The sequence below is a fragment of the Cupriavidus sp. D39 genome, assembly GCF_026627925.1.
Taxonomy (GTDB): Bacteria; Pseudomonadota; Gammaproteobacteria; order Burkholderiales; family Burkholderiaceae; genus Cupriavidus; species Cupriavidus ulmosensis.
In genome coordinates, this window is record NZ_JAPNLE010000009.1 from 3,165,506 (window position 1) to 3,189,729 (window position 24,224).

General features: G+C 67.1%; 16 protein-coding genes and 5 pseudogenes. 16 read left to right on the forward strand and 5 right to left on the reverse strand.

The window, feature by feature from the left end; translation table 11 throughout:
• Positions 1-23 precede the first annotated feature (23 nt).
• Positions 24-1,289, reverse strand: a complete 1,266-nt coding sequence (locus OMK73_RS26970) for an allantoate amidohydrolase (RefSeq protein WP_267604695.1) — start codon at positions 1,287-1,289, stop codon at positions 24-26.
• A gap of 427 nt (positions 1,290-1,716) precedes the next feature.
• Between OMK73_RS26970 and OMK73_RS26975 the strand changes: the two are divergent.
• The 7 genes and pseudogenes from OMK73_RS26975 (at position 1,717) to OMK73_RS27005 (ending at position 8,653) form a co-directional block, all read left to right on the forward strand.
• Positions 1,717-3,127, forward strand: a pseudogene (locus OMK73_RS26975) (C4-dicarboxylate transporter DctA).
• Between the two features lie 44 nt (positions 3,128-3,171).
• On the forward strand, positions 3,172-3,861 hold the full coding sequence (locus OMK73_RS26980) for a GntR family transcriptional regulator (protein WP_267604696.1): 690 nt from the start codon (positions 3,172-3,174) through the stop codon (positions 3,859-3,861).
• Positions 3,862-4,162: 301 nt separating this feature from the next.
• The gene (locus OMK73_RS26985; protein ID WP_267604698.1) at positions 4,163-4,288 is read left to right on the forward strand and encodes a hypothetical protein; all 126 of its coding nucleotides are present in this window, start codon (positions 4,163-4,165) and stop codon (positions 4,286-4,288) included.
• A 69-nt stretch (positions 4,289-4,357) separates the two neighbouring features.
• Positions 4,358-5,179: an SDR family oxidoreductase gene (locus OMK73_RS26990; RefSeq protein ID WP_267604699.1), complete on the forward strand. Its 822-nt coding sequence runs from the start codon at positions 4,358-4,360 to the stop codon at positions 5,177-5,179.
• A 64-nt stretch (positions 5,180-5,243) separates the two neighbouring features.
• Positions 5,244-6,020 (forward strand): enoyl-CoA hydratase-related protein, encoded by a 777-nt coding sequence (locus tag OMK73_RS26995; protein WP_267604700.1) that lies wholly within the window; start codon positions 5,244-5,246, stop codon positions 6,018-6,020.
• 129 nt (positions 6,021-6,149) lie between these two features.
• Positions 6,150-7,838 carry a long-chain-fatty-acid--CoA ligase gene (locus OMK73_RS27000; protein ID WP_267604701.1) on the forward strand — a complete coding sequence of 563 codons (1,689 nt, stop codon included), beginning with the start codon at positions 6,150-6,152 and terminating at the stop codon, positions 7,836-7,838.
• Positions 7,835-8,653 (forward strand): crotonase/enoyl-CoA hydratase family protein, encoded by an 819-nt coding sequence (locus OMK73_RS27005; RefSeq protein ID WP_267604702.1) that lies wholly within the window; start codon positions 7,835-7,837, stop codon positions 8,651-8,653. Before OMK73_RS27000 ends, OMK73_RS27005 begins: the two co-directional genes overlap by 4 nt.
• A 44-nt stretch (positions 8,654-8,697) precedes the next feature.
• Here the strand turns inward: OMK73_RS27005 and OMK73_RS27010 are convergent, their stop codons facing one another.
• From OMK73_RS27010 to OMK73_RS27020, 3 genes and pseudogenes are all read right to left on the reverse strand, one after another.
• Entirely contained in the window at positions 8,698-9,081 is a 384-nt protein-coding gene (locus tag OMK73_RS27010; protein WP_267604703.1) for a DUF2784 domain-containing protein, read from the reverse strand.
• Positions 9,078-9,994: pseudogene (locus OMK73_RS27015) on the reverse strand (LysR family transcriptional regulator). The gene OMK73_RS27010 and the pseudogene OMK73_RS27015 overlap by 4 nt, the downstream one beginning before the upstream one ends.
• Before the next feature lie 248 nt (positions 9,995-10,242).
• Positions 10,243-11,181 (reverse strand): LysR family transcriptional regulator, encoded by a 939-nt coding sequence (locus OMK73_RS27020; RefSeq protein WP_267604704.1) that lies wholly within the window; start codon positions 11,179-11,181, stop codon positions 10,243-10,245.
• Positions 11,182-11,518: 337 nt separating this feature from the next.
• Here OMK73_RS27020 and OMK73_RS27025 point away from each other — a divergent pair, with 337 nt between their 5' ends.
• Together OMK73_RS27025 and OMK73_RS27030 are read left to right on the forward strand one after the other, a co-directional pair.
• Positions 11,519-12,829, forward strand: coding sequence for an MFS transporter (locus OMK73_RS27025; RefSeq protein WP_267604705.1), 1,311 nt, complete (start codon positions 11,519-11,521; stop codon positions 12,827-12,829).
• A gap of 53 nt (positions 12,830-12,882) precedes the next feature.
• A complete protein-coding gene (locus OMK73_RS27030; protein WP_267604706.1) occupies positions 12,883-14,094 on the forward strand; it encodes a M20 aminoacylase family protein in 1,212 nt (403 codons plus the stop codon).
• On the opposite strand, the gene OMK73_RS27035 is transcribed toward OMK73_RS27030, so the two are convergent.
• Positions 14,079-15,101 (reverse strand): hypothetical protein, encoded by a 1,023-nt coding sequence (locus OMK73_RS27035; protein ID WP_267604707.1) that lies wholly within the window; start codon positions 15,099-15,101, stop codon positions 14,079-14,081. The two genes, OMK73_RS27030 and OMK73_RS27035, sit on opposite strands and share 16 nt — an antisense overlap.
• 282 nt (positions 15,102-15,383) lie before the next feature.
• Between OMK73_RS27035 and gcl the strand changes: the two are divergent.
• The 7 genes and pseudogenes from gcl (at position 15,384) to OMK73_RS27070 (ending at position 24,122) form a co-directional block, all read left to right on the forward strand.
• Positions 15,384-17,157: pseudogene (gcl, locus tag OMK73_RS27040) on the forward strand (glyoxylate carboligase).
• Between the two features lie 132 nt (positions 17,158-17,289).
• Positions 17,290-18,071 (forward strand): annotated as a pseudogene (gene hyi, locus OMK73_RS27045) (hydroxypyruvate isomerase).
• A gap of 301 nt (positions 18,072-18,372) precedes the next feature.
• Complete coding sequence (glxR, locus tag OMK73_RS27050) at positions 18,373-19,299, forward strand: 2-hydroxy-3-oxopropionate reductase (RefSeq protein WP_318231795.1); 927 nt, start codon at positions 18,373-18,375, stop codon at positions 19,297-19,299.
• Positions 19,300-19,387: 88 nt separating this feature from the next.
• The gene (locus tag OMK73_RS27055) at positions 19,388-20,701 is read left to right on the forward strand and encodes a glycerate kinase type-2 family protein (protein ID WP_267604708.1); all 1,314 of its coding nucleotides are present in this window, start codon (positions 19,388-19,390) and stop codon (positions 20,699-20,701) included.
• Between the two features lie 73 nt (positions 20,702-20,774).
• Positions 20,775-22,253: a pyruvate kinase gene (pyk, locus tag OMK73_RS27060; RefSeq protein ID WP_267604710.1), complete on the forward strand. Its 1,479-nt coding sequence runs from the start codon at positions 20,775-20,777 to the stop codon at positions 22,251-22,253.
• A gap of 101 nt (positions 22,254-22,354) precedes the next feature.
• Positions 22,355-23,247: pseudogene (locus OMK73_RS27065) on the forward strand (neutral zinc metallopeptidase).
• A 131-nt stretch (positions 23,248-23,378) separates the two neighbouring features.
• Positions 23,379-24,122, forward strand: coding sequence for a TetR/AcrR family transcriptional regulator (locus OMK73_RS27070; RefSeq protein WP_267604711.1), 744 nt, complete (start codon positions 23,379-23,381; stop codon positions 24,120-24,122).
• Positions 24,123-24,224 lie beyond the last annotated feature (102 nt).

Consider the following 24,224-nt stretch of genomic DNA (forward strand, 5'->3'; position numbering starts at 1 on the left):
TCAGGATGACGGATGCGGGCGCTTTACTGCTGCCGCGCGGAGTGCTTGTCGAAATGCTCGACGAAATCGCTGAATACGGCGGCCGCGCTGGCGGCGTCCTCCGCGGTCATGATTTCGGTAGGGTGATGGCTGATGCCACCGTTGCCGCAGCGCACAAAGAGCATCGCCACATCGGCAATGGCCGCAATGGCCATGGCGTCATGGCCGGCGCCGGAAGGCAGGTGCCGCACAGGCAGCCCCTGGCGGGCGATGGCATCCGCCCATTGCGTTTGCAGCCAGGGCGCGCATGGCACGCTGACGGCCTCGTGGGTCTTGCGGATCTGCACCCGCACATTGCGGCGGGCGCACACGCGCTCGATTTCCGCCAGCACGTCGTTGACGGCAGCCTGGCGCACGGCGTCTTCGCCGGCACGGATGTCGATGGAGAAGACCGCGCGGCCCGGCACCACATTGGCGGCGCCGTTGGGCACGTTGAACTGGCCGATCGTGCCGACCAGTCCGGGCAGGCCGCCGCAGCGGCGCTCGATGAACAGGCCGACCTCGGCGCCAGCCATGGCGGCGTCGCGGCGCATGTCCATCGGCACGGTGCCGGCGTGGCCGGCCAGCCCTTCCAGTTCCACGATGAAGCGGCTCGCGCCGGAGATCGCGGTCACGACACCCAGCGACAGCCCTTCATTGAGCAGCACCGGGCCTTGTTCGATATGGACTTCCACGAACGCCAGCACCTGCTCGCGCGAATGCGCGGCGGCCGGCAGCCCGGCGGGATCGAAACCTGCCGCGTGCATCACTTCGCGCATGGTCTTGCCCGAATCGTCCACGTTGTCGAGCACATTGGTGTCGAAGGTGCCGGCAATGGCGCGGCTGCCCAGCAGCGTGGCCTTGAAGCGCACGCCCTCTTCCTCGGCAAAGCCAACCACCTCGATGGCGAACGGGAAGCGCTTGCCCTGGCGGTGCCACTCCGCCACGCAGGCAATCGGCAGGATCACGCCGAGGTTGCCGTCATAGCGCCCGCCATCGCGCACGGTGTCGAAGTGCGAGCCGGTGAGCAGCGCGGGCGCATCGGGCGTGGTGCCGTCGTAGCGGCCGATCACGTTGCCGGCGGCGTCGCGGCGCACTGTCATGCCGGCTTCGCGCATCCACTCGGCGAGCTGCGCGGCGGCGCCGTGGTGAGCCTCGGTGAGATAGGTGCGGGTGAGCATGCCGGGCTGCTCGGTGTGGACGGCCAGGGTATCGGCCCAGGCCATGATCCGCGCCCCGGTTTCGGTAGCGGGCTTGAGGGTTGCTGCCATGCGTGTCTCCTGCTGGAAGTGCGCGAATGCGGTGGCGCCGGATCATGCAAGCCCCGCGCCAGCGGCACCGCGCTGGTGCCGGGCCGGTGCCTAGGGAAAGTCCCAGGGGCGCCGCGACTCTCGTTCGAGAGCTCTATTCTGTGCGATTCATGGTAGCACAGTGAATTCAAAAATTGCATACAAAAATGATATGCACTATATTGGCTTCCACGTTACGACAATTCGCTGCGGACAATCCGATCCGGACAGCGAGTTGCGTGGATTCCGCTCCAACAGGAGGGCCAATCCACGAAGCGCCGCAGCCCTCACCCGGCTTTCGCGCCCGGCACGTCAGGCCGGCCTTCCCGCAAGCGGGCAGCCGGCAATTCCTGCAGCAATGACAGGACGCGCCAGCCACAGACCTGGACGTGTCCGCATGGAGACAACGATGCACCCAGCAGCCCCCTACGGCCCGCTTCCGGCCGCCCCCAGTCCGCTTTCATCCGCTTTACCCGTTCCCTGTTTGGCCAGGTCTTGATCGCCCTGGTGCTGGGCACCGCACTCGGCCTGTTCTTTCCCGAGTTCGCCGCCAAGCTCAAGCCGCTTGGCGATGCCTTTATCAAGCTGATCAAGATGCTGATTGGCCCGATCGTGTTCTGCGTGGTGGTGGCAGGCATCTGTGGCGCTGGCGAGCTGAAGAAGGTGGGCCGGGTCGGCATCAAGGCGGTGCTGTATTTCGAAGTGGTCACCACCATCGCGCTAGCGCTGGGTATTGCCCTGGCCTATATCTTCCACCCCGGCACCGGCATGAACGTGAACCCGGCCTCGCTCGACGCCTCGGCCATGTCCGCCTACGTGGACACCGCCGCCAAGGTCAAGAGCGCGGGCATGGTGGACTTCCTGCTCAAGCTGATTCCCAGCACGATCATGGGTGCGTTCGCCAGCGGCGACGTGCTGCAGGTCTTGCTGGTTTCGATCCTGTTCGGCTGCGCGCTGTCGCTGGTAGGCGAGCGCGGGCGGCCGCTGGTATCGATGATCGACACCTTTTCGCACACCTTGTTCAAGATGATGGGCTTCATCATCAAGCTGGCGCCGCTGGGCGTGCTGGGCGCGGTGGCCTTCACCGTGGGCAAGTACGGCATCGGCTCGCTCAAGCAGCTCGGTTACCTGGTGGTGGTGTTCTACGGCGCCGTGGCCCTGTTCGTGCTGGTGGTGCTGGGGACCGTGATGCGCCTGTGCGGCTTCTCGGTAATCAAGCTGATCCGCTACCTGCGCGCCGAACTGCTGGTGGTGCTGGGCACCGCGTCGTCCGACAGCGTGCTGCCGCAGATCATGAAGAAGCTTGAGTTCATGGGCATCAAGAAATCGGTGGTGGGCCTGGTGATCCCCACCGGCTATTCCTTCAATCTCGACGCCTTCTCGATCTACCTGACGCTGGCCGCGGTGTTTATCGCCCAGGCCACCAATACGCCGCTGGCGCTGGGCGACCTGCTCGGCATCCTGGCCGTCGCCCTGGTCACGTCCAAGGGCGCGCACGGCATTCCCGGCTCGGCCATCGTGATCCTGGCGGCCACGTTGTCGGCCCACCCTGCGATTCCCGCCATCGGCCTGGTGCTGGTGCTGTCGGTCGACTGGTTCATCGGCATCGCCCGTGCCGTCGGTAACCTGATCGGCAACTGCGTGGCAACCGTGGTGGTAGCCGCCTGGGAAAAGGACATCGACCGGGCGCGCGCCCACGATGTGCTCAACGGCAAGATCGACGCCAGCGACCTCGAAGCGGGCTTTGCCCCGGCGCCTCACGAGGCCGTCGCGGCCACCCCGGGGCATCCCCGCTGCCCGGCGCGGCCGCGGGGCGCTAGAATCTCGGCATTCCTCCCACGAGACGCTGCGCAAGTGCGCAACCATGCCTGAGCATATCGACCCTGCCATGACCGCCGAAGCGATCGCCGAAGACATCGTCGCGGCCATCGTTTCGCACCGCCTGCCGCCTGGCACCAAGCTGCGCGAAGAGGCCCTGGCCAGCGTCTACCGCGTCAGCCGCACCAAGGTGCGCGCGGCGCTGCTGATGCTGTCCAAGGACAAGCTCATCCAGATCGTGCCGGACAAAGGCGCCTTCGTGGCCAAGCCCAGCGCCGAGGAGGCGCGCGAAGTGTTCGCGGTGCGCCGCATCCTGGAGGCGGCCCTGGCGCGCGAGTTTGTGGCGCGCGCCACCGCCGCAGATTACAAGCGCATCGACCGGCACCTCGTCGCCGAGAAAAAGGCGCTGGGCGGCAGCGATGCGCATGTGCGCACCCGCCTGCTCAGCGATTTCCACATCATGCTGGCGGAGGTAGTGGGCAATGGCGTGCTGACGGGCATGCTGCAGGAGTTGTCGTTGCGCAGCGCGGTGATCACCATGCTGTACCAGTCCCGCCGCGACGCCGCCTGCTCGTCGGATGAGCATCGCGAGTTCATTGAGGCGGCCCGCGCAGGCGACACCGAGCGCGCGGTGACGCTGATGGTGGAACACCTGAACCATGTCGAAGCGGCGCTGCATTTCGAGCAGGTCCCCGCCGCGCGCAGCAAGGACCTGGTGACGGCGCTGCTGGCCTGAGCCTGGCATGCAGCCGCGCGCCTGACCTGGCGCCTGAGCTGGCGTTGACCCAGGTCAAGGCGCGCCACGCGCCTTTGCGCCATCATCGACCTTGTCATGAAGCTGCGGGGGCGCGCTTCATGACACACTGGCCCGTCCATCGCGGACGGCAGCCCGCACGCCGGCCTGGGTGCGGGCTTTTTCTTTGCGCGCCGCGCGCGCCACCATTGCCAGATCCGCGCGTGATCGAATCCCGTCTTCGGAGTAGGATGTCGGTGGCCCAAGTCAGAGGCCGCTTAAAAGATAAAGCCAGGAGACAGACATGACCCGTTCCAGCCGTCCGGTGGCGACGTCCGTGGCATCGCCAGAGCCTGCCCTCACCATCCTGTTCCCCGCCTTGCCGTCCCTGACGGTCCCGCCATCCGTGCGCCAGCGCGGGCGCGACTGATCTTCCCGCCCGACTCCCGTGCCGGGCCATCCGCTTTCATCATCCAACCCATCCCAGGGAGGGAAACCCATGTCCAACGCGTTCAAAGACGACGTCCTGGCCGGCAAGGTCGTGTTCATCGCCGGCGCCTCGTCCGGCATCAACCTGGGCATCGCCCGGCACTTCGCCAAGGCGGGCGCCAGCCTGGCGCTGGTCAGCCGCGACCCCGAGCGCATTGCCGCGGCGGCGGCCAGCATCGTTGATGCCGGTGGCAGCGCTATTGGCATGGCGGCCGATGTGCGCGACTACGCCGCGGTGGAAGCGGCACTCGCGCGCACGCGCGACGAACTCGGCCCGATCGACATCGTGATCTCGGGCGCGGCCGGCAACTTTGTCGCGCCGGCGCTGGGCATGTCCGCCAACGGCTTCAAGACCGTGGTGGACATCGACCTGATCGGCACCTTCAATGTCTTTCGCGCCTGCTTTGCCTTCCTCAATGCGCCGGGCGCCTCGCTGATCGCCATCACCGCGCCGCAGGCGGTCAACGCGATGATGTTCCAGGCCCATGTGTGCGCCGCCAAGGCCGGCATCAATATGCTGGTGAAGTGCCTGGCAATGGAGTGGGGCCCGGCCGGCGTACGCGTGAACGGCATCTCGCCCGGCCCCATCGCCGGCACCGAAGGCATGGCGCGGCTCGCGCCCACTCCCGAGATGGAGGCGCGCTTCAAGGCACGCCTGGCGCTGCGCGACTACGGCGACAAGGACGATATCGCCAATACCGCGCTGTTCCTGTCCACCGGCAACGCACGCTATATCACCGGCACCATCGTCGACTGCGATGGTGGCAGCAAGCTGGGCGACGCGTCGGCCGATGCGCTGCATCCGCCCAAGGCGCCGGGCAAGGCGGCCTGAGCCGCGTAGCTTTCCGCACATTCAAGCACGCATGCATTCCCACACCTACGACAAGGAGACTCCAGTGACATCCCCCGTGCTCTATCACGCCGCCGAAGGCGTGGCCACCATCACCCTGAACCGCCCCGACGTGCTCAACGCGCTCAACAGCGCGCTGATGATCGAGCTGCGCGCCGCCGTCGAGCGCGCCGCGCAGGACGAGGCCGTGCGCGCGGTGGTGCTGACCGCCAATGGCCGCGGCTTTTGCGCGGGCGCCGACCTGGCCGGGCGCGAGCCCGGGCTGCAGGATTCGGGCGCGCTGCTGCGCGAGCGCTACCACCCGATCATCCTGGCGCTGCGCAATATGCCCAAGCCTGTCATCACCTCGGTCAACGGCGTAGCGGCCGGCGCAGGCATGAGCCTGGCGCTGGCCGGCGACGTGGTGCTGGCCGCGCGCTCGGCATCGTTCCTGCAGGCGTTCTCCAAGATCGGGCTGGTGCCGGATGCCGGCAGCACTTATTTCCTTCCCCGCTACGCGGGCGAGATGCGGGCGCGCGCGCTCGCCATCCTGGCCGAGAAGATCGACGCGGAAGAAGCGCATCGCATCGGCCTGGTGTGGAAGGTGCATGAGGACGACGCCCTGCCGGCCGAGACCGCCAAGCTGGCCGCCCACCTGGCGCAGATGCCCACCTTTGCCTACGGCTTGATCAAGGAAGCGCTCAACGCCAGCCTGGAGAGCGACCTGCCGGCGCAGCTCGAGCGCGAGGCCACGCTGCAGTCGCGCGCATCGCGCAGCGAGGACTTCAAGGAAGGCGTGGCGGCGTTCCTGGAAAAGCGCAATCCGGCCTTCAAGGGCCGCTGACCGGTTTGCTCCCCGTGCCCACTTGTGGGAGAGGGGACGGGGAGAGGGCGGGCGCTCGCAGAAACGATCCGTCTCCCGCTATCACCGACTTCGCATCGCACCACGCTTCGAAACCAGGAGACGCGCATCATGCTAGGCCTCATGCAAGACCGTCCGTTGCTGATTTCCTCACTGATCGAGTACGCCGCGCAGTACCACCCGCTGCAGGAGATCGTGTCGCGCACGATCGATGGCGGCACGGTGCGCTCCAACTACGCGCAGGTGCACCGCCGCGCAAAGCGGGTCGCCAGTGCGCTCACCGGACTCGGCGGACTCGGCATCGAGCAAGGCGACCGCGTCGGCACGCTGGCGTGGAACACGCACCGCCACCTGGAGCTGTACTTTGGCGTGTCGGGCGCGGGCGTGGTGCTGCATACTGTCAATCCCCGCCTGTTCCCCGAGCAGATCGACTACATCATCAATCACGCGGAAGACCGCGTGCTCTTCTTCGACCCCTGCTTCGCGCGGCTGGTGGCGCAGCTCGCGCCGCGCCTGTCCACCGTCACGCACTACGTGGCGATGACCGATCGCGCCGGCACCGACGCGCTCGATCTTGCCGGCAAGCTGCCCAACCTGCTGTGCTACGAGGACCTGGTCGAGGCCGGCAGCGAGGACTACGCATGGCCGCAATTCGACGAGCGCACTGCGTCGTCGCTTTGCTACACATCGGGCACCACCGGCAACCCCAAGGGCGTGCTGTATTCGCATCGCTCCACCGTGCTGCACAGCCTCAAGGCCTGCGCGTTCGACACCTTTGGCGTCAACGTGGACAGCGCGATCCTGCTGGTCGTGCCGCTGTTCCACGCCAACGCATGGGGCATGCCCTACGCCTGCGCCATGACGGGCGCCAAGATGGTATTGCCCGCCCAGCACCTGGATGGCGAAAACGTCTACCGCATGCTGCGCGACGAGCGCGTGACCTTCTCCACCGCGGTGCCCACGGTGTGGCTGATGCTGTTCCAGTACCTCGACGCGCATCCCGAGATCGATCCGCGCTCGCTCGGGCTCAAGCTCGCCGGCGTGGGCGGCTCGGCCGCGCCGGCGGCGATGATCGAGCGCTTCGAGCAACAGTTCGGCGCGCGTTTCGTCCAGGGCTGGGGCATGACGGAGACCAGCCCGATCGGCGTGATCAGCACCTTGCTGCCCAAGCACCAGGCGCTCGGCACGCAAGACCAGTTGAAGATCAAGCTCAAGCAAGGCCGCGCGCTGTGGGGCGTGGACCTGCGCATTGAGGACGACCAGGGCAATGCGCTGCCGCACGACGGCCACGCCTTTGGCCGGCTCAAGGTACGCGGGCCGTGGATCGCCTCCGCGTACTTCAAGGCAGAGCATGACGCGCTCGACGCCGACGGCTGGTTCGACACCGGCGACGTCGCCAATATCGATGCGGATGGCTATGTGCAGCTGGTGGATCGCGCCAAGGATGTGATCAAGTCAGGCGGCGAATGGATCTCCTCCATCGACCTTGAAAACGCCACCATGGGCCATTCCGCCGTGGCGGAAGCCGCCGTCGTGGGCGTGCCGCATCCCAAGTGGCAGGAGCGCCCGCTGCTGGTGGTGGTACGCCGGCCCGGCAAGGACGTGAGCGCCGCCGAACTGCTCGACTATCTCGCGGCGCGCGTCGCCAAATGGTGGGTGCCCGACGACGTCGCCTTTGTCGATTCGCTGCCTCACACCGCGACCGGCAAGCTGCTCAAGGTGAAGCTGCGGGAACAATTCAAGGACTACGTCCTGCCTACAGCGCAGGATCCCAATCAAGCAAGGAGCAACGCAACATGAACACCAGCAGCGAACGCATCGTCCTGACCATCGAAGACGGCGTGGCCGAGGTCAGGCTCAACCGGCCCGACAAGATGAACGCGCTCGACCCCGCCATGTTCGACGCGCTGATCGACGCCGGCCAGCTTCTCGCGCGCGAGCCGGACTTGCGCGCGGTGGTGCTATCGGGCGAAGGCCGCGCGTTTTGCGCCGGGCTCGATATGCAGAGCATGGCCGGGCTGGGAGGCGGCCAGGGCGACGCCATCGCCGCAGGCCGGCTCGCGGCGCGCACCCATGGCATCTCCAACCGCCCGCAGTTTGCCTGCATGGTGTGGCGCGAATTGCCGGTGCCGGTGATTGCCGCCGTGCATGGCGTGGCCTTCGGCGGCGGCTTGCAGGTCGCGCTCGGCGCGGACCTGCGCTATGTCACCGCGGACACGCGCCTGTCGGTGATGGAGATCAAGTGGGGGCTGGTGCCCGACATGGCCGGCATGCTGCTGATGCGCGGCCTGGTGCGCCCCGACCGCCTGCGCGAGCTGATCTACAGCGGCCGCATCGTCACCGGCGAAGAAGCCTGCGCGCTGGGCCTGGCCACTGCCGTGGTGGAAGATCCGCGCGCAGCCGCGCTGGCCACCGCGCGCGATATCGCCGGCCGCAGCCCGGACGCAATCCGCGCCGCCAAGCGATTGATGCAGGTGAGCGAGCACGGCGACGGCGCCGCCATCCTGCTGGCCGAATCGGTCGAGCAGGACCGGCTGATCGGCGGCGCCAACCAGCGCGAAGCAGTGATCGCCAATATGGAAAAGCGGGCACCGTCGTTCAAGCCGGCGTCGTAGCGTTGCGTGGCGCCGGGCCGGTTGCTGCGTTGCGTTTTGTGCGCTCAGGCGTCCTGACGCGTCCGCTGGCGCCGCATCCGGCGAAAGAGTGCCACGTAGACCGCCAGGTTGAGCGCCAGCACCACGGCCCCGAGCACGATCTGGATCTCCCGCGTGAGGCCCTCGGGATAGATCAGCGCCAGCACGTAGTGCTGCACGAAATCCCCGCCGTAGGCCTGCTGCCCCGCGCGCAGGCGCAGCGCGCTTTCCAGCGGGGTGAGCGGGCAGATCCACCCGCTCCACTCCACCACCACGCCCCACGCCACCGCCGGCAAGTGCAGCCACGCCATGCGCGGCCAGCGCAGCACCAGCAAACCACCCAGCATCACAAAGACGATAAAGGCGAGGTGAAACAGGACGATGGCGTCCGCGAGCCAGGCTGCCATCATCGTCCTTGCCGACCGGTCCAGTAGCCCGGCACCGCGAACGCCGCCTTCAGGTGTTCGATAAAAAGCGGATCTTGGCCGGCACCGGCCGCTGCTGCGGGTACACGGCAAGGATGTCGTAATCCGGCAGCGCGTACTCGTCCAGCACGGTGATCAACTCGCCGCTCTCCAGCTGCGGCAGGATCTCCCAGGTGGAGCGCCAGCCCAGCCCCAGGCTCTCGCCGGTCCAGCGATGCAGCAACTCGCCATCGTTGCAATCGAGGTTGCCGCTCACACGCACCGTGACGGTCTTGCCATCCTGCTGGAAGTACCAGCCGCGCTGCTGGCCGCCCTGCAGGTTGAAGGCCAGGCAGTTATGCTGCGCGAGATCGTCCAACGTCTGTGGCACGCCATGGCGCGCGAAATACGCGGGCGTGCCGCACACCACCCGCTTGTTGGTCGCCAGCTTGATGGCAACAAAGTTCGGGTCGATGGCCCCGCCGATGCGGATGCCCACGTCATAGCCCTCGCGCACCAGGTCCACCACGCGATCGGTCAGGTTGAAGGAAATCTGCACCTCGGGATTCGCCGCCAGGAACGCCGGCGCATGCGGCGCCACATGCTTGCGCCCGAACGCCGCCGGCGCCGACACGATCAGGTGGCCGGTCGCCTTGTGCTTGCCTTCGGCGATCAGCATCTCGGCACGGTCAAGGTCCGCCAGCGCCTTCTTGCACTGCTCCATGAATGCCGCGCCCTGCTCCGTCACCACGATGCGCCGCGTCGAGCGGTGCAGCAGCTTCACGCCGATGCGCGCCTCCAGCGCATTGATGCGACGCCCGATCATCACCGGCGTCACCCCTTGCGTCAGCGCGGCGGCAGCCATGCTGCCGTGTTCGACGACGGCGATAAAGGCTTCGATCTGTTTTAGCTTGTCCATGCTGTGTGTCTCCTGGGCGTCATTGTGGCGCATTTGGAGGCGGGAGGCATGTGCTGGGGGCTATGAGGGCGATTTGGGTGGGGGTATGAGTGGGGAGTGTGGTTTTGTCTAGCGGGCTTTGATGGTGAACGGTTTGATGGTGTAGTTTTTGCCGTGGGTGGCACGGTCGTTCGATGGCGTGCCATGTGGCATGCGTGACCAGGCAAGTACTGCCCTGAATCAAGCGCTCAGGCCATTCATCACTGCACTCACCTGCCCGCGCGCACCGCGGGCCGCCCTCGCGGCATGGCTTGCGCGCCGTGCCGCACCTCCTTGCTGAACTCGGCACAGGCGTGAGTCATCAGGTCTTCCGAGCGGTAGACGAGGAACACGCGGAACTCGGGGAGTTCGTCGCTGATCGGCAGCCGTGCCAGTGACGAGGGATCGAGCCGCAGCGGGCCGGTGCCGTCGAACACGAAGTCCGACCACATGCTGATCAGGTCGGTGCGCGTGGCGAGTTGCAGGCCGAGCAGGTTGGAGGCGCTCTGCACCACGCGCTTGGGCATGTCGAGCCGGTGCAGGCGCATCAGGCTGGCGAGCGGGCTGCCGGGGTCGTCGAGCGGGTCGAGCACGAGCCAGTCGGCGTCGAGCAGGGGACGCAGCCGGCGTACCCGCCGCAGCGGATGGCCGGCGCGCACCGCCAGCGACATGCCGGTGGAAAACAGCGGTTCCCACTGAAACGCGCCGGTGCCGGGGCCGCTGTTGGTGGAGATCAGGCCGAGGTCGAGCCGGCCCTCGCGCAGCCCTTCGAGGATCTGTTGCGGGCGCAGCTCGAAGCCGCGCATGGCGACGTTGGGAAAGCGCTTGCGAAATGCGGCCATGGCGTCGGGCAGCGGGCCGCTGGAGGCCACCGCGGTGAAGCCGATGTTGAGCTGTGCGTCGGCGTGGCCGCGGATGGCTTCGATGTCTTCCAGCGCATGCCGCAGTTCCTGCTCCACCAGGCTGGCGCGCTTGACCAGCGCCACGCCGTAGGCGGTGAGGCTGATGCCGCGCACGGAGCGCGACATCAGCGTGACGCCAAGCTCGCGCTCCAGTTCCGCGATCGCCTTGGACAGCGCCGGCTGCGACACATGAAGGCTGCGCGAGGCTTCGTGGATGCTGCCGTGCTGGGCCACCGCCAGCAGGATGCGTAGTTGCTGCAGCTTCATCTTTGGCTTCTCCTTTTCGGGTTTTCCCGGACGCCCCGCAACGGTGCGGCCCGCCCCGGCGCCGTGCGCGAGCGCCGTTGGCGGCACTGCCGCGCGTACCCGGCCCTGCGCCGCGAATGCCCCATGGCACAAGGGTTCTCGGTACTTGTACCGATAGCGGCGCAGTCCTGGTTATGACGGCGATGCCATTTGGTTATCAAGATGAAAATATATGATTTTTGGCTTGCCGTGTTTGCCTCAATACTTCATCGCCAGGGAGTCCCCACCTTCCCCGCGATGGATGCCAGGCAACCGCCGGTCTCCACGTCCCCCTCAACCAGTTCGTGGAGAAACCGACATGAACGATGCCACCCTGCCTGCGGCGCCCTCGCTGGCCCCTTCCCAGGCCGCGCCCGCAAGCCCGGCGCGCCAGAGCCAGTCCCGCCTGATCGCTGCGTGCTCGATCGGCAATGCGCTGGAAATGTACGACTTCACCGTCTACAGCTTCTTCGCGCTGCTGATCGGCAAGCTGTTCTTTCCGTCCGACAGCGCATATGGCTCGCTGCTGCTGGCGGTGGCGACCTTCGGCATCGGCTTCGTGATGCGGCCGCTGGGCGGCTTCGTGATCGGCAACTACGCTGACCGCCATGGCCGCAAGGCGGCGATGACGCTGACCATCGGCCTGATGGTGCTTGGCACGATGTGCCTGGCCTTCGCCCCGACCTACGCGTTCGCTGGCTTGTTCGGGCCGGTGATGATCGTGGCCGGGCGCCTGCTGCAGGGCTTTTCCCTGGGTGGCGAGATTGGCGCTTCCACCGCCATGCTGATGGAGGCCGGCGGCCTCAAGGGCCGTGGCTTTCGCGTCAGCTGGCAGCTCGGCAGCCAGGGCATCGCGGCGACGCTGGGCGCGCTTACGGCAGCCATCCTTTATGGCGTGCTGCCGCAGGCTTCGCTGGAAAGCTGGGGCTGGCGCGTGCCCTTCGTGCTGGGCCTGCTGATCGCGCCGGTGGGGCTGTATATCCGCTCTCACCTGGACGAGACGCACACGGCCGAGGCGCATGCGCCGAGCCCGCTCGGCACGCTGTTCCGCGAGCATGGCGGCACCGTGGTCAAGGGCATCCTGACCATTATCGGCGGCACGGTCGCCACCTATCTGGTGGTTTATTTCATGCCCACCTACATGATCCGCGAACTGCATCTGCCGCCGTCGCTGTCGCTGCTGTCGGGCTGCGTGACGGGTGTGGTGTGCCTGGTGATGTCGCTGGTGGCCGGCACCCTGGCCGACCGTCTGCCGCGACGCAAGCCGCTGGTGCTGGGCTCGATGGCCTTTACGCTGGTGTGCCTCTATCCGGCGTTCTGGCTGATGACCCATTACCCGAGCGTGCCGCTGGTGCTGTCGCTGTCCGCTCTGCTGACCGCCAGTGTCTACCTGGGCTCCACGCCGATGCTGCTGATGATGATGGAGCTCCTGCCGGCCAACGTGCGCGCCAGCGGCCTGTCGGTGATCTACGCGGTGGGCGTGACGGTGTTCGGCGGCTCCTGCCAGTTCATCGTCACCTGGATGCTGGCCAAGACCGGCAACCCGATGGCGCCCGCCTTCTACATGATGGCCTGCGGTGCCGTGACCATCCTGGCAGTGCTGACGATCCGTGAAAACCAGGAGCATTGAGCGCTCCCTCCTCGACCTGGCCAGCCTGGCCAACTGCAGCAAAGGATAAAGACATGACCCGCGAACCTACCCTGACGCCCTTCCAGTTGCTGCCGCACCTGCTGCCGGCGATCCAGATCGATGCCGAGACCTTTATCGGCATCCGCCGCCAGATCCACGCCCAGCCCGAACTCGGCTTCGAGGTCGGCGCCACCAGCAAGCTGGTGGCCACCCTGCTGGAGAGCTGGGGCTACGAGGTGCACACCGGCATCGGCAAGAGCGGCGTGGTGGGGCAGTTGAAGCTGGGCAGCGGCAAGCGCCGCCTGGGCATCCGCGCCGACATGGATGCGTTGCCTGTCGTCGAGGCTACGGGCCTGCCGTACGCCAGCAAGGTCCCCGGCAAGATGCATGCGTGCGGCCACGACGGCCACACCGCCATCCTGCTGGCCGCCGCCAAGGCGCTGGCGGACAGCCGCGATTTCGACGGCACCCTCAACCTGATCTTCCAGCCCGACGAGGAAAACCTCTGCGGCGCGCGCGCGATGATCGAGGATGGCCTGTTCGAGCGTTTCCCGTGCGATGCCGTGTTCGCCTTGCACAACATGCCGGGCGTGCCGGCCGGCACCTTCCGCGTGCTGCCCGGCCCGGTGAGCCTGTCGTCCGACGTGGCCGACGTGACCATCAAGGGCGTGGGCGGGCACGGCGCCATGCCGCACCGCGCGCGCGATCCGATCGCGGCGTCGGCGGCCATCGTCACCGCGCTGCAAACGGTGGTGGCGCGCAATGTGGCGCCCGACGATACGGCGGTGCTGTCGGTGGGCTTTATCCGTGGCGGCGCAACGCACAACGTGATTCCGGAATCGGTCACGCTGGGCCTGAACGTACGCGCGGCGCGCCCTGAGACGCGCGCGCTGGTGGAGCAGCGCATCCGCGAGATCGTCAGCCTGACCGCGCAGGCGCACGGCGTAGAAGCGCACATCGACTATCGCCAGCTGACGCCGCCGATGGTCAACACGGAGGCCGAAACAACGCTGGCGCAGCAGGTTTGCGCCGAGTTGGTCGGCGCCGACAAAGTCGTGACGCAAGCGCCCAAGGGCCTGAACGGCAGCGAGGACTTTGCGTGGATGCTGAACGAGGTGCCGGGTTGCTACCTGATCCTGGGCAACGGCGAAGGCGAGTTCGGCGGCTGCATGGTGCACAACCCGGGCTACGACTTCAACGACCAGGTGCTGCCGCTGGGCGCGGCTTGCTGGGTCCGGCTGGCGCAGACTTACCTGGCGGGCTGAGACAGCGTGGGCGGACCCGCTGCTGCGTGGTCCGCGTCCGCCGCGACATCCTGCTCTCGCGATGTCGCGCCTGCATCCGCGAGCGTGCTCGCCTGGAGGACTTCGGGCGGAACCGGCGCCGGCGATGGGACTGCGGGTGCGGGCGCTGTAACGGGTACGGCAGTTGCCACTGCCGATGCTGCCGCGGGCGGCATCGGCGCCCTCCCCAGTTGCGCGCTGATCTCCGCCGCTTCGCCCAGCACATAGGCAAGCCGGCGCAGCGGCCGGCTGACCTGCAGCTGCAGGTAGACCGCCAGCGCGGCGCCCGACACAAAGACAAGGCCGTACAGCGAGAGCAGCGGCAGCAGGCTGGCGCCCTTGCGCGGCAATTCGAACAGGCCCGTGACCAGCATCAGCGCGGCCGGGCTCACCGCGATCAGCAAGCCGATCGTCTTCGCCATGCCCTCCCACATCCGTAGCTGCACCTCCACGCGCCGGGCCCTTGCGCGCAGCGCCTGGGCGGGGACCCGCGCCAGCGAGCGCAGCAGCGCGCTCTCCGCTTCATCGTGTCGGTCGACCTGGTCGGCCAACGCGCCCAGCGGATCGCGCAGCCTGCGCGCGAGCGCCGGCAGGTGCGTCAGCAGCAGCGCCCCCAGCCCGGCCACGCTGCCGCCCAGCAGCACGTAGACCAGGCGCGCCATCCATGGCGCGGGTGAGTGCCGGAGCTGGTACTTGGTGTAAAGCACCGCGCCGGTCACCAGCAGCGCGGCCAGCGAACAAGCCCAGAACAACCCCAGCATCCCGCGCTGCAGCCGCATCAACCGCATCAGCCGCGCGGCGGCCGGTGGCAGGCCGGTGGCATCGGCGCTATTGGCGACATTGGCGACATTGGCGGTATGGGATACGGCGGGCGGCTTCCGCTTGAGCGCGTCGAGCAATTCGCGGGTGGGAGGAGCCTGGTCAGCATGGTGGTTCAGATGGCAATGGGATTCCTGCGCGGTGTCCGGGCACTGGCGCAATACCCGCACATTGTCGCCATTTAGCGCGCCGCGAGGGCGCCCGGGGCCGCTGGCCGGCCTTTTCCAGCAATTTGCCACGTATCGTTGCCGTCACACAACGTACAGCAATGGCGCGCGCCAGGGCGGGCTGGGTGACCGTATTTTCTGTGCCCGCCACCCTCATTCGATATCAGAGGTATCGAATCAACTGATCTCCCTTCCCTTTATCCCGCACCGCTTGCGGGAATAGCATGGACTCCAACAGCAATTCAATGCCATTCACAAAACATTGCAGCAACATTGGAGACAGACATGCCCAAGATGAGAGCAGTTGACGCGGCCATCGCCGTTCTGGAAAAAGAAGGTATCACCACCGCGTTCGGCGTGCCAGGTGCCGCCATCAACCCGTTCTACTCGGCCATGCGCCGGGCCGGCACCATCGACCATTTCCTGGCCCGCCACGTGGAAGGCGCCTCGCATATGGCCGAAGGCTACACCCGCGCCGAGGCCGGCAATATCGGCGTGTGCATCGGCACCTCGGGCCCGGCCGGCACCGACATGATCACTGGCCTGTACTCGGCCTGGGCTGACTCCATCCCCATTCTCTGCATCACCGGCCAGGCACCGCGCGCGCCTGTACAAGGAAGACTTCCAGGCCGTCGATATCGAATCGATCGCCAAGCCGGTGACCAAGTGGGCCGTGACCGTGCGCGAGCCGGCGCTGGTGCCGCAAGTGTTCCAGCAAGCCTTCCACCTGATGCGCTCGGGCCGCCCGGGTCCGGTGCTGATCGACCTGCCGTTCGACGTGCAAGTGGCCGAGATCGAATTCGATCCGGAAACCTACCAGCCGCTCGCCCCGTACAAGCCGTCCGCCTCTCGCCCGCAGATCGAGAAGGCCATCGCCATGCTCAACGCAGCCGAGCGCCCGCTGATCGTGTGCGGCGGCGGCGTGATCAACGCCGACGCGGCTGACCTGCTGGTGGAGTTCGCCGAACTGGTCAACGTGCCGGTGGTCCCCACGCTGATGGGCTGGGGCGTGCTGGCCGACGACCATCCGCTGCAAGCCGGCATGGTGGGCCTGCAGACTTCGCACCGCTATGGTAATGCCACGATGCTGGCATCGGACTTCGTGCTCGGCATCGGCAACCGCTGGGCCAACCGCCACACCGGCAGCGTCGAGGTCTACACCAAGGGCCGCAAGTTCGTGCACGTGGATATCGAGCCCACCCAGATCGGCCGCGTATTCGGCCCCGACCTGGGCATCGTGTCCGACGCCAAGCTCGCGCTGGAGCAGTTCGTGGAAGTGGCGCGTGAAATGAAGATGGCCGGCCGCCTGCCGTGCCGCAAGAGCTGGGTGGCGGACGTGCAGAAGCGCCGCCGCACCATGCAGCGCAAGAGCGACTTCGACAACGTGCCGGTCAAGCCGCAGCGCGTGTACCGCGAGATGAACCAGTACTTCCCGCGCGATGTCCGCTACGTGTCCACCATCGGCCTGTCGCAGATCGCCGCCGCGCAGTTCCTGTCGGTCAACGAGCCGCGCCACTGGATCAACTGCGGCCAGGCCGGCCCGCTGGGCTGGACCATTCCCGCCGCGATTGGCGTGAAGGTGGCTTCGCCGGAATCGGATGTGGTGGCCATCTCGGGCGACTACGACTTCCAGTTCATGATCGAAGAGCTGGCCGTGGCCGCGCAGTTCAAGGTGCCGTACATCCACCTGGTGGTGAACAACTCCTACCTCGGGCTGATCCGCCAGGCGCAGCGCAATTTCGAGATGGACTACTGCGTGCAGCTGGCCTTCGACAACGTCAACTCGCCCGAGTTGAACGGCTACGGCGTGGACCACGTGAAGGTGGTGGAAGGCCTGGGCTGCAAGGCGATCCGCGTGTTCAAGCCGGAAGACATCGCGCCGGCCTTTGCCGAAGCACGCGACCTGATGGCCGAGTTCTCGGTGCCGGTGGTGGTTGAAGTGATCCTGGAACGCGTGACCAATATCGCGATGGGCACCGAGATCGACAACATCAACGAGTTCGAGCCGATCGAAGACATCGAGGAAGCCATCCTCAAGGAAGAAGTGGAAACGGCGTAAGCAAACGCAGGCTGACAAGCGCGGGCTATGAGCCCGCGCGCTTTCTGCAAACCATTACCGCTGCATTAGCGCGCCCCCAATCACCGCATCCGCGCGAGCGGAAAACACAAGACAAGTCACCCGGAGACTTCAATGCCAAAGCTTGCCGCCAACCTGACCATGCTGTTCAATGAAGTGGCCTTCCTCGACCGCTTTGAAGCCGCCGCGCGCGCGGGCTTCCGCGGCGTGGAGTTCCTCTTCCCCTACGCCTTCCACGCTGACCAGATCGCCGACCGACTCAACCGCTTCCAGCTCGACCTGGTGCTGCACAACCTGCCGGCGGGCAAGTGGGAAGCGGGCGAGCGCGGCATTGCCTGCCACCCGGACCGCGTGAGTGAATTCCAGGACGGCGTGGGCGAGGCGATCAAGTACGCCAAGGTGCTGGGCGTGCGCCAGCTCAACTGCCTGGTCGGCATCCAGCCGCAGAACGTCAAGCGTGAACAGGCACAGGAAACGCTGGTGGATAACCTGCGCTTCGCTTCGCAGGCGCTCGCCGCCGAGCAGATCGATCTGCTGGTCGAGCCGATCAACACCTTTGATATTCCCGGTTTTTCCTGTCGCGCACGCAGCAGGCGCTGGACCTGATCGCTCAGGTCAACGCCCCCAACCTCTACGTGCAGTACGACATCTATCACATGCAGCGCATGGAAGGCGAGATCGCCGCCACGCTGAAAGCCAACCTGCCGAAGATCAAGCACGTGCAGCTGGCTGACAACCCGGGGCGCAATGAACCGGGCACCGGCGAGCTGAACTACCACTTCCTGTTCCAGTGGCTCGACCAGATCGGCTACGACGGCTGGGTCGGCTGCGAGTACAAGCCGCGCACGACCACGGTTGAGGGACTGGGCTGGCGCGCGGAACACGGCGTGCAGTAATTGCGTTGAGCCGCTGTTCATGCTGCGTGCGCACGGCGCTTGTTTGCGCCCCTCTCCCGCGCGGCGGGAGAGGGGCCGGGGAGAGGGCGGGCGGTTGTCATGCCGTCGTGCTGGAAAAACCATTGGCTTCGTTTCCAGTGGCTCCTAGCTAAGCCACCCCTCTCCCCAACCCTCTCCCCCTGAGGGGAGAGGGAGCAACAGCCTGTCGTCATGGCAGGCGGCGCTGGCGCATCCGGTGGCTTCGTTCAACGCCCCAAACATCACCAAAACAGATTTCAACATCCCATCAAGGAGACATCACATGGCAAACCAACGCAACGTCGGCTTTATCGGCCTGGGCATCATGGGCGCACCGATGGCGGGCCACCTGCGCGCGGCCGGCCACACGCTGTTCGTGCATGACGTCAACCCCGCTCCGCAAGTGCTGGTCGATGCCGGCGTCACGGTCTGCACCAGCGCCGAGGAAGTCGCCAAGCGCGCGGACATCATCGTGATCATGGTGCCGGACACCCCGCACGTGGAAGCCGTGCTGTTCGCCGAGAAGGGCGTGGCCGCCGCGCTCAAGAGCGCCGGCAAGGAAGCCGCGCACGGCAAGATCGTAGTCGACATGAGCTCGATCTCGCCGATCGCCACCAAGGACTTCGCCGCGCGCGTCAACAAGCTGGGCGCCGCCTACCTGGACGCACCGGTCTCCGGCGGCGAAGTGGGCGCCAAGGCGGCATCGCTGACGATCATGGTCGGCGGCCCGCAAGAATCGTTCGATGAGGTCAAGCCGCTGTTCGACCTGATGGGCAAGAACGTGACGCTGGTCGGCGGCAACGGCGACGGCCAGACCACCAAGGTGGCCAACCAGATCATCGTGGCGCTGAATATCCAGGCCGTGTCCGAAGCGCTGCTGTTCGCCTCCAAGGCGGGCGCCGATCCGGCGCGCGTGCGCCAGGCGCTGATGGGCGGCTTCGCCGCTTCGCGCATCCTGGAAGTGCATGGCGAGCGCATGGTCAAGCGTACCTTCGATCCGGGCTTTCGCATCGAGCTGCACCAGAAGGACCTGAACCTGGCGCTGCAAGGCGCGAAGGCGCTGGGCGTGGCACTGCCCAACACCGCCACCGCGCAGGAGCTGTTCAACACCTGCGCCGCCAACGGCCTGGGCAAGCAAGACCACTCGGCACTGTGCCGCGCCATCGAGATCATGTCGAACCATGAGATCGCCAAGGGCGGCGCCAAGTAAGCAGCACCACCACGGCCTGCCTGCGTAGGCAGGCCAGCGTCATTCCCCGGCTGTTCGCGGCCGGGGCGCAGCACTTCCGGATCCAGTCATGTACGCCACCGATTCCCACTCCACCCTGTTGGTGCCTGCCCGCCCCGCCGGACTCACCGATCCGCGCGCCCTGCTGCGCGACCTGTTCGATAACGCGGTTGCCGCGGTCAGCGCCAGCCATTGCCTGCCGCCGCAACTGCCCACGCCGCCCAAGGGCCGCACGGTGGTGATCGGTGCCGGCAAGGCCGCCGCTGCCATGGCGCAGGCTGTGGAGGCGCACTGGCAAGGCGAGATCTCCGGACTGGTTGTTACGCGCTATGGACATGGCGCGCCGTGCCAGCGCATCGAGGTAGTGGAAGCCGCGCACCCGGTGCCCGACGAAGCCGGGCAGCGCGCCGCGCAGCGCATGGTGGAACTGGTCAAGGGCCTCACCGCCGATGACCTGGTGCTGTGCCTGATCTCGGGCGGCGGCTCCGCGCTGCTGGCCGCGCCGGCAGACGGCATAACGCTTGCCGACAAGCAGGCCGTGAACAAAGCGCTGCTAAAGAGCGGCGCCAACATCGGCGAGATGAACTGCGTGCGCAAGCACCTGTCGGCGCTCAAGGGCGGCCGGCTGGCATTGCACTGCGCGCCGGCCCGCGTCGAGACGCTGTTGATTTCCGATATCCCCGGTGACGATCCCACGTTGATCGCCAGCGGCCCGACCCTGCCTGACGCCACCACCTGCGCCGACGCGCTGGCGGTGATCGCCAAGTACGGCATCGAAGTGCCCGCCAATGTGCGCGCCCACCTGGAGAGCGGCGCGGGTGAAACGCCCAAGCCCGGCGATGCGCGTTTCAACGGCCATCGCAGCGTCACGCTCGCCACCGCGCAGCAATCGCTGGAAGCCGCGGCAGCGCGTGCGCGCGAGCTGGGCGTTGAAGCCCACATCCTGTCCGACAGCATCGAAGGCGAATCGCGCGACGTGGCACTGGTGCATGCCGCCATCGCGCGCCAGGTTGCGCAGCATGGCGAGCCGTTCAGGAAGCCCTGCGTGATCCTGTCCGGTGGCGAGACCACGGTGACGGTGCGCGGCAGCGGTCGCGGCGGGCGCAATGCCGAATTTCTGCTGGCGCTCGCGGTCTCACTGGACGGGCTGCCGGGCGTGCATGCCATTGCCTGCGACACCGACGGCATCGACGGCTCCGAAGACAACGCCGGCGCGCTGCTAGCGCCCGATACGCTGACCCGTGCCGCGGCACGCGGACTGTGCGCACGCGCGCACCTCGGCAACAACGACGGCTACGGTTTCTTCGCCGGCCTGGACGACCTGATCGTCACCGGCCCGACCCGTACCAACGTGAATGATTTCCGCGCCATCCTGATTGTGTAAGTGTGTAAGCCACGTGTTTGAACAAAGGCGCGCCGTTTGCTGCGCGCCGCCCGAGATTGGAAGAGGAGACAAAATGAGACGCCAGCGCAAAGCCAAGATCGTTGCCACGCTCGGACCGGCCAGCACCGACATCGAAGTGATCCGGCAGTTGTTCGAAGCCGGGGCGGATGTATTCCGCCTGAACTTCAGCCACGGCTCGCACGACGACCACAAGCGCCGCTACGACGCGGTGCGCCAGGTGGAGGCCGAGACCGGCCGGCCCATCGCCGTGCTGGCCGACCTGCAAGGCCCCAAGCTGCGCATCGGCACCTTTGCCGCGGGCAAGGTCGCGCTCAAGGCCGGCGACGCGTTCGTGCTCGACAGCGATCCCAGCCCGGGCGACGCCACCCGCGTGCACCTGCCGCATCCGGAGCTGTTCCGCGTGGCAGCGCCGGGCCAGTCGCTGCTGATCGACGACGGCAAGGTGCAGTTGAGGATCGAGGCGGTGGCCAGCGGCAGCATTGCCACGCGCGTGGTCAACCACGGCACGCTGTCCGACCGCAAGGGCGTGAACGTGCCCGACGCCGTGATTCCGATCCCCGCGCTGACTGAGAAGGACCGCAAGGATCTCGACTTCGCGCTGGCGCTGGGCGCGGACTGGATCGCGCTGTCGTTCGTGCAGCGCCCGGCCGACATTGTGGAAGCGCGCGAGATCATCGGCACCCGTGCCGGCGTGCTGTCCAAGATCGAGAAGCCCGCCGCCCTGCAGCAGCTCGAAGAAATCGTGCGCGTGTCCGACGCGGTGATGGTGGCGCGCGGCGACCTGGGCGTGGAACTGCCGCCGGAGCGCGTGCCGGGTGTGCAAAAGCGCATCCTGCGCATCTGCCGACAGCATGGCAAGCCCATCGTGATCGCCACGCAGATGCTGGAATCGATGATCGATTCGCCGGTGCCCACGCGCGCCGAGGCGTCCGATGTGGCGAGCGCGATCTATGACGGTGCCGATGCGGTGATGCTGTCGGCCGAGTCGGCCAACGGCCGCCACCCGGTGCCAGCGGTGGCCATCATGAACCGCATCATCACCGAGGTGGAACGCGACCCGCTGTACCGCAACCTGCTGGACGCGGGCCACGAAGCGCCGCTGTCCACGCGCCAGGATGCGATCTGCGCAGCGCTGCGCGAAGTCACCCAGATCATCGGTGCGGTGGCCACCGTCACCTACACCTCGTCGGGCTCCACCGCGTTGCGCGCGGCGCGCGAGCGGCCGTGCGCGCCCATCGTCAGCATCACGCCGAACCTGGAGATCGCGCGGCGGCTGGCGCTTGCCTGGGGCGTGCATTCCACCGTCAGCCCGGATGTGCAAAGCGTGGACGAGATGGTGAATGCCGCCACCCGCGCCGCGCTGGTCGAAGGCTATGCGGTACCCGGCGACCAGATCACGATCGCGGCGGGCATGCCGTTTGGCCAGGGCGGCACCACCAACCTGCTGCGCGTGGCTGAGATCAGCGGCGCGGAGCCGGGCAAGACGCAGGCGCTGGGTGCTGCCAGCACGACGCCAGCGGTTACCGCCTGATACACCCCGCGCATGGGCCGGCGGCATTGCCGTTGCTATACTGATCGACACGCCGCGGCCAACTGTTTGCCGCGGCGATCAACCAGTAATGCGGAGCCACCATGCGTCTCGACGACGAAGCCGAAAGCCAGAATGTTGAAGACCGCCGGGGTGAAGGTTCCGGCGGTTTCGGCGGCTTCGGCGCGGGGCCCAAGACGCTCGGCATCGGCACCATCCTGGTGGCGCTGGCAGCGTCTTATTTCTTTGGCATCGACCCCTCCGTGATCATGCAGGGCGCCTCGGTGCTGCAGGGCTCGCAGCAGCACGCGCCGCAACAGCAGCATGTGCCCAGCCATCCCCCGCTAACGACAAGATGACGGTCTTCGTGCGCAAGGTGCTCGGCAACACCGAGCGCACCTGGTCGCATATTTTCGAGACCGATCTCAACCGCCGCTATGCGCCGCCCACGCTGGTGATCTTCTCGGGCGCGACGCCCACCGCCTGCGGCAGCGGCCAGTCGGCCATGGGGCCGTTCTATTGCCCGGGCGACCAGAAGGTCTACATCGACCTGGCCTTCTACGATGAATTGCGCCAGCGCTTCGGGGCCGGCGGCGATTTTGCCCAGGCCTACGTGATTGCCCACGAGATCGGCCACCATGTGCAGAACCTGCTCGGCGTGTCGGGCAAGGTCGACGCCGCGCGCCGGCGCATGGGCGAGGCGCAGGCCAACCAGCTGTCGGTGCGCGTGGAGCTGCAGGCGGATTGCCTGGCCGGCGTGTGGGCCGCCACCGCGGAACGCTTGAACCAGCAACTGCTGGAGCCCGGCGATATCGAGGAAGGCCTCAAGGCCGCCGCCGCGATCGGCGACGACCGCCTGCAAAAGCAAGCCCAGGGCTATGTCGTGCCGGAAGCATTCACCCACGGCACCAGCGAGCAACGTACGCGCTGGTTGCGCCAGGGCCTGACCAGCGGCGACATCCGCAAGTGCGACACCTTCGCGGCCAAGCAACTCTGATTCATCCACCCATAATGCTGCGCTGCGCCGGGGCCCCGGGCAGCGTTCCCCTCGCTTGAGGGGCTATGGTTTGTGCTGAATTCGCCATGTAAACGTTGTTCACAAAGTGCGCGGTGTTTATAATCGCGGCCATGTCCGCCACCCGCCCAACGCAATCCAGCCTGTCGGCCCCGCCCGCGAACGCACCCGCTGCAGCAACACCCGCCACGCCGGTTGCCGCACGTGCCGGCGCGTCCGTTGTGCGGGCCGGCGGCGCCGCGCTGCGGCGCGAAAGCGTGCGCGAAGCCTTTTTCAATGCCGCCCGCGCCTTGTTTGCCGAGGCGGGATTCAGCGGCGTCACGCTGCGCCGCATCGGCGAGCGCTGCGGCTATAGCGCGGCCGCCATCTACCGGCATTTCGAAGACAAGACCGCGCTGCTGTTCGAGCTGTGCGCGCAGGACTGGGTACGCCTGGCCGCGGCGCTGGGCGACGCGCGCGCCGCCGCCGGCACGCCTGCACTGGCGCTGCCGGCCGTGCTCGATGCCTATGTGGCATGGGCCCTGGCCAACCGCCACAGCTATCACCTGATGATGATGATGGGCCTGCCGGCTGACGCCGAGCGCGCGATCGACCTGCGCTGGGGCGAGCGTTTCCCGGAAGACCCGGTAAGCGCCGTGCTGCTGGCGTGCGTGCATGACCAGCAGGCCGCCGCGCTGATCGATGCCATGTACGACCCCGGCGATGTCACCGACGCGCTATGGACTGCCGTGCATGGGCTGGCGGCGCTCGACATCACCTTCGAGCACCTGCCGCGCGAGGACTGGCAGCCCCTGGCGCATCGCCAGCAGGTGCTGCTCGCGGCGGTTCTGCGCGGCTTCACCCGACCGTCCCGCTAGAGCGGCGGCCAAACACACTTCCCCCAGCGTTTCTGCCACGCTGCCCGGCGCGTTTCGCATCTCGCGTTTCGTCTTGCCTGCGCGCCGGATCCATTCCACTGC

Excerpts from the sequence above, each read along its gene's own strand:
- OMK73_RS27010 (WP_267604703.1), bottom strand. The coding sequence starts at position 9,081 with ATGATGGCAGCCTGGCTCGCGGACGCCATCGTCCTGTTTCACCTCGCC.
- OMK73_RS27000 (WP_267604701.1), top strand. The coding sequence starts at position 6,150 with ATGCTAGGCCTCATGCAAGACCGTCCGTTGCTGATTTCCTCACTGATC.
- OMK73_RS27030 (WP_267604706.1), top strand. The coding sequence starts at position 12,883 with ATGACCCGCGAACCTACCCTGACGCCCTTCCAGTTGCTGCCGCACCTG.
- OMK73_RS27005 (WP_267604702.1), top strand. The coding sequence starts at position 7,835 with ATGAACACCAGCAGCGAACGCATCGTCCTGACCATCGAAGACGGCGTG.
- OMK73_RS27025 (WP_267604705.1), top strand. The coding sequence starts at position 11,519 with ATGAACGATGCCACCCTGCCTGCGGCGCCCTCGCTGGCCCCTTCCCAG.
- OMK73_RS26985 (WP_267604698.1), top strand. The coding sequence starts at position 4,163 with ATGACCCGTTCCAGCCGTCCGGTGGCGACGTCCGTGGCATCGCCAGAG.
- OMK73_RS27055 (WP_267604708.1), top strand. The coding sequence starts at position 19,388 with ATGTACGCCACCGATTCCCACTCCACCCTGTTGGTGCCTGCCCGCCCC.
- OMK73_RS27020 (WP_267604704.1), bottom strand. The coding sequence starts at position 11,181 with ATGAAGCTGCAGCAACTACGCATCCTGCTGGCGGTGGCCCAGCACGGC.
- OMK73_RS27070 (WP_267604711.1), top strand. The coding sequence starts at position 23,379 with ATGTCCGCCACCCGCCCAACGCAATCCAGCCTGTCGGCCCCGCCCGCG.
- OMK73_RS26990 (WP_267604699.1), top strand. The coding sequence starts at position 4,358 with ATGTCCAACGCGTTCAAAGACGACGTCCTGGCCGGCAAGGTCGTGTTC.
- glxR (WP_318231795.1), top strand. The coding sequence starts at position 18,373 with ATGGCAAACCAACGCAACGTCGGCTTTATCGGCCTGGGCATCATGGGC.
- OMK73_RS26980 (WP_267604696.1), top strand. The coding sequence starts at position 3,172 with ATGCCTGAGCATATCGACCCTGCCATGACCGCCGAAGCGATCGCCGAA.
- pyk (WP_267604710.1), top strand. The coding sequence starts at position 20,775 with ATGAGACGCCAGCGCAAAGCCAAGATCGTTGCCACGCTCGGACCGGCC.
- OMK73_RS26970 (WP_267604695.1), bottom strand. The coding sequence starts at position 1,289 with ATGGCAGCAACCCTCAAGCCCGCTACCGAAACCGGGGCGCGGATCATG.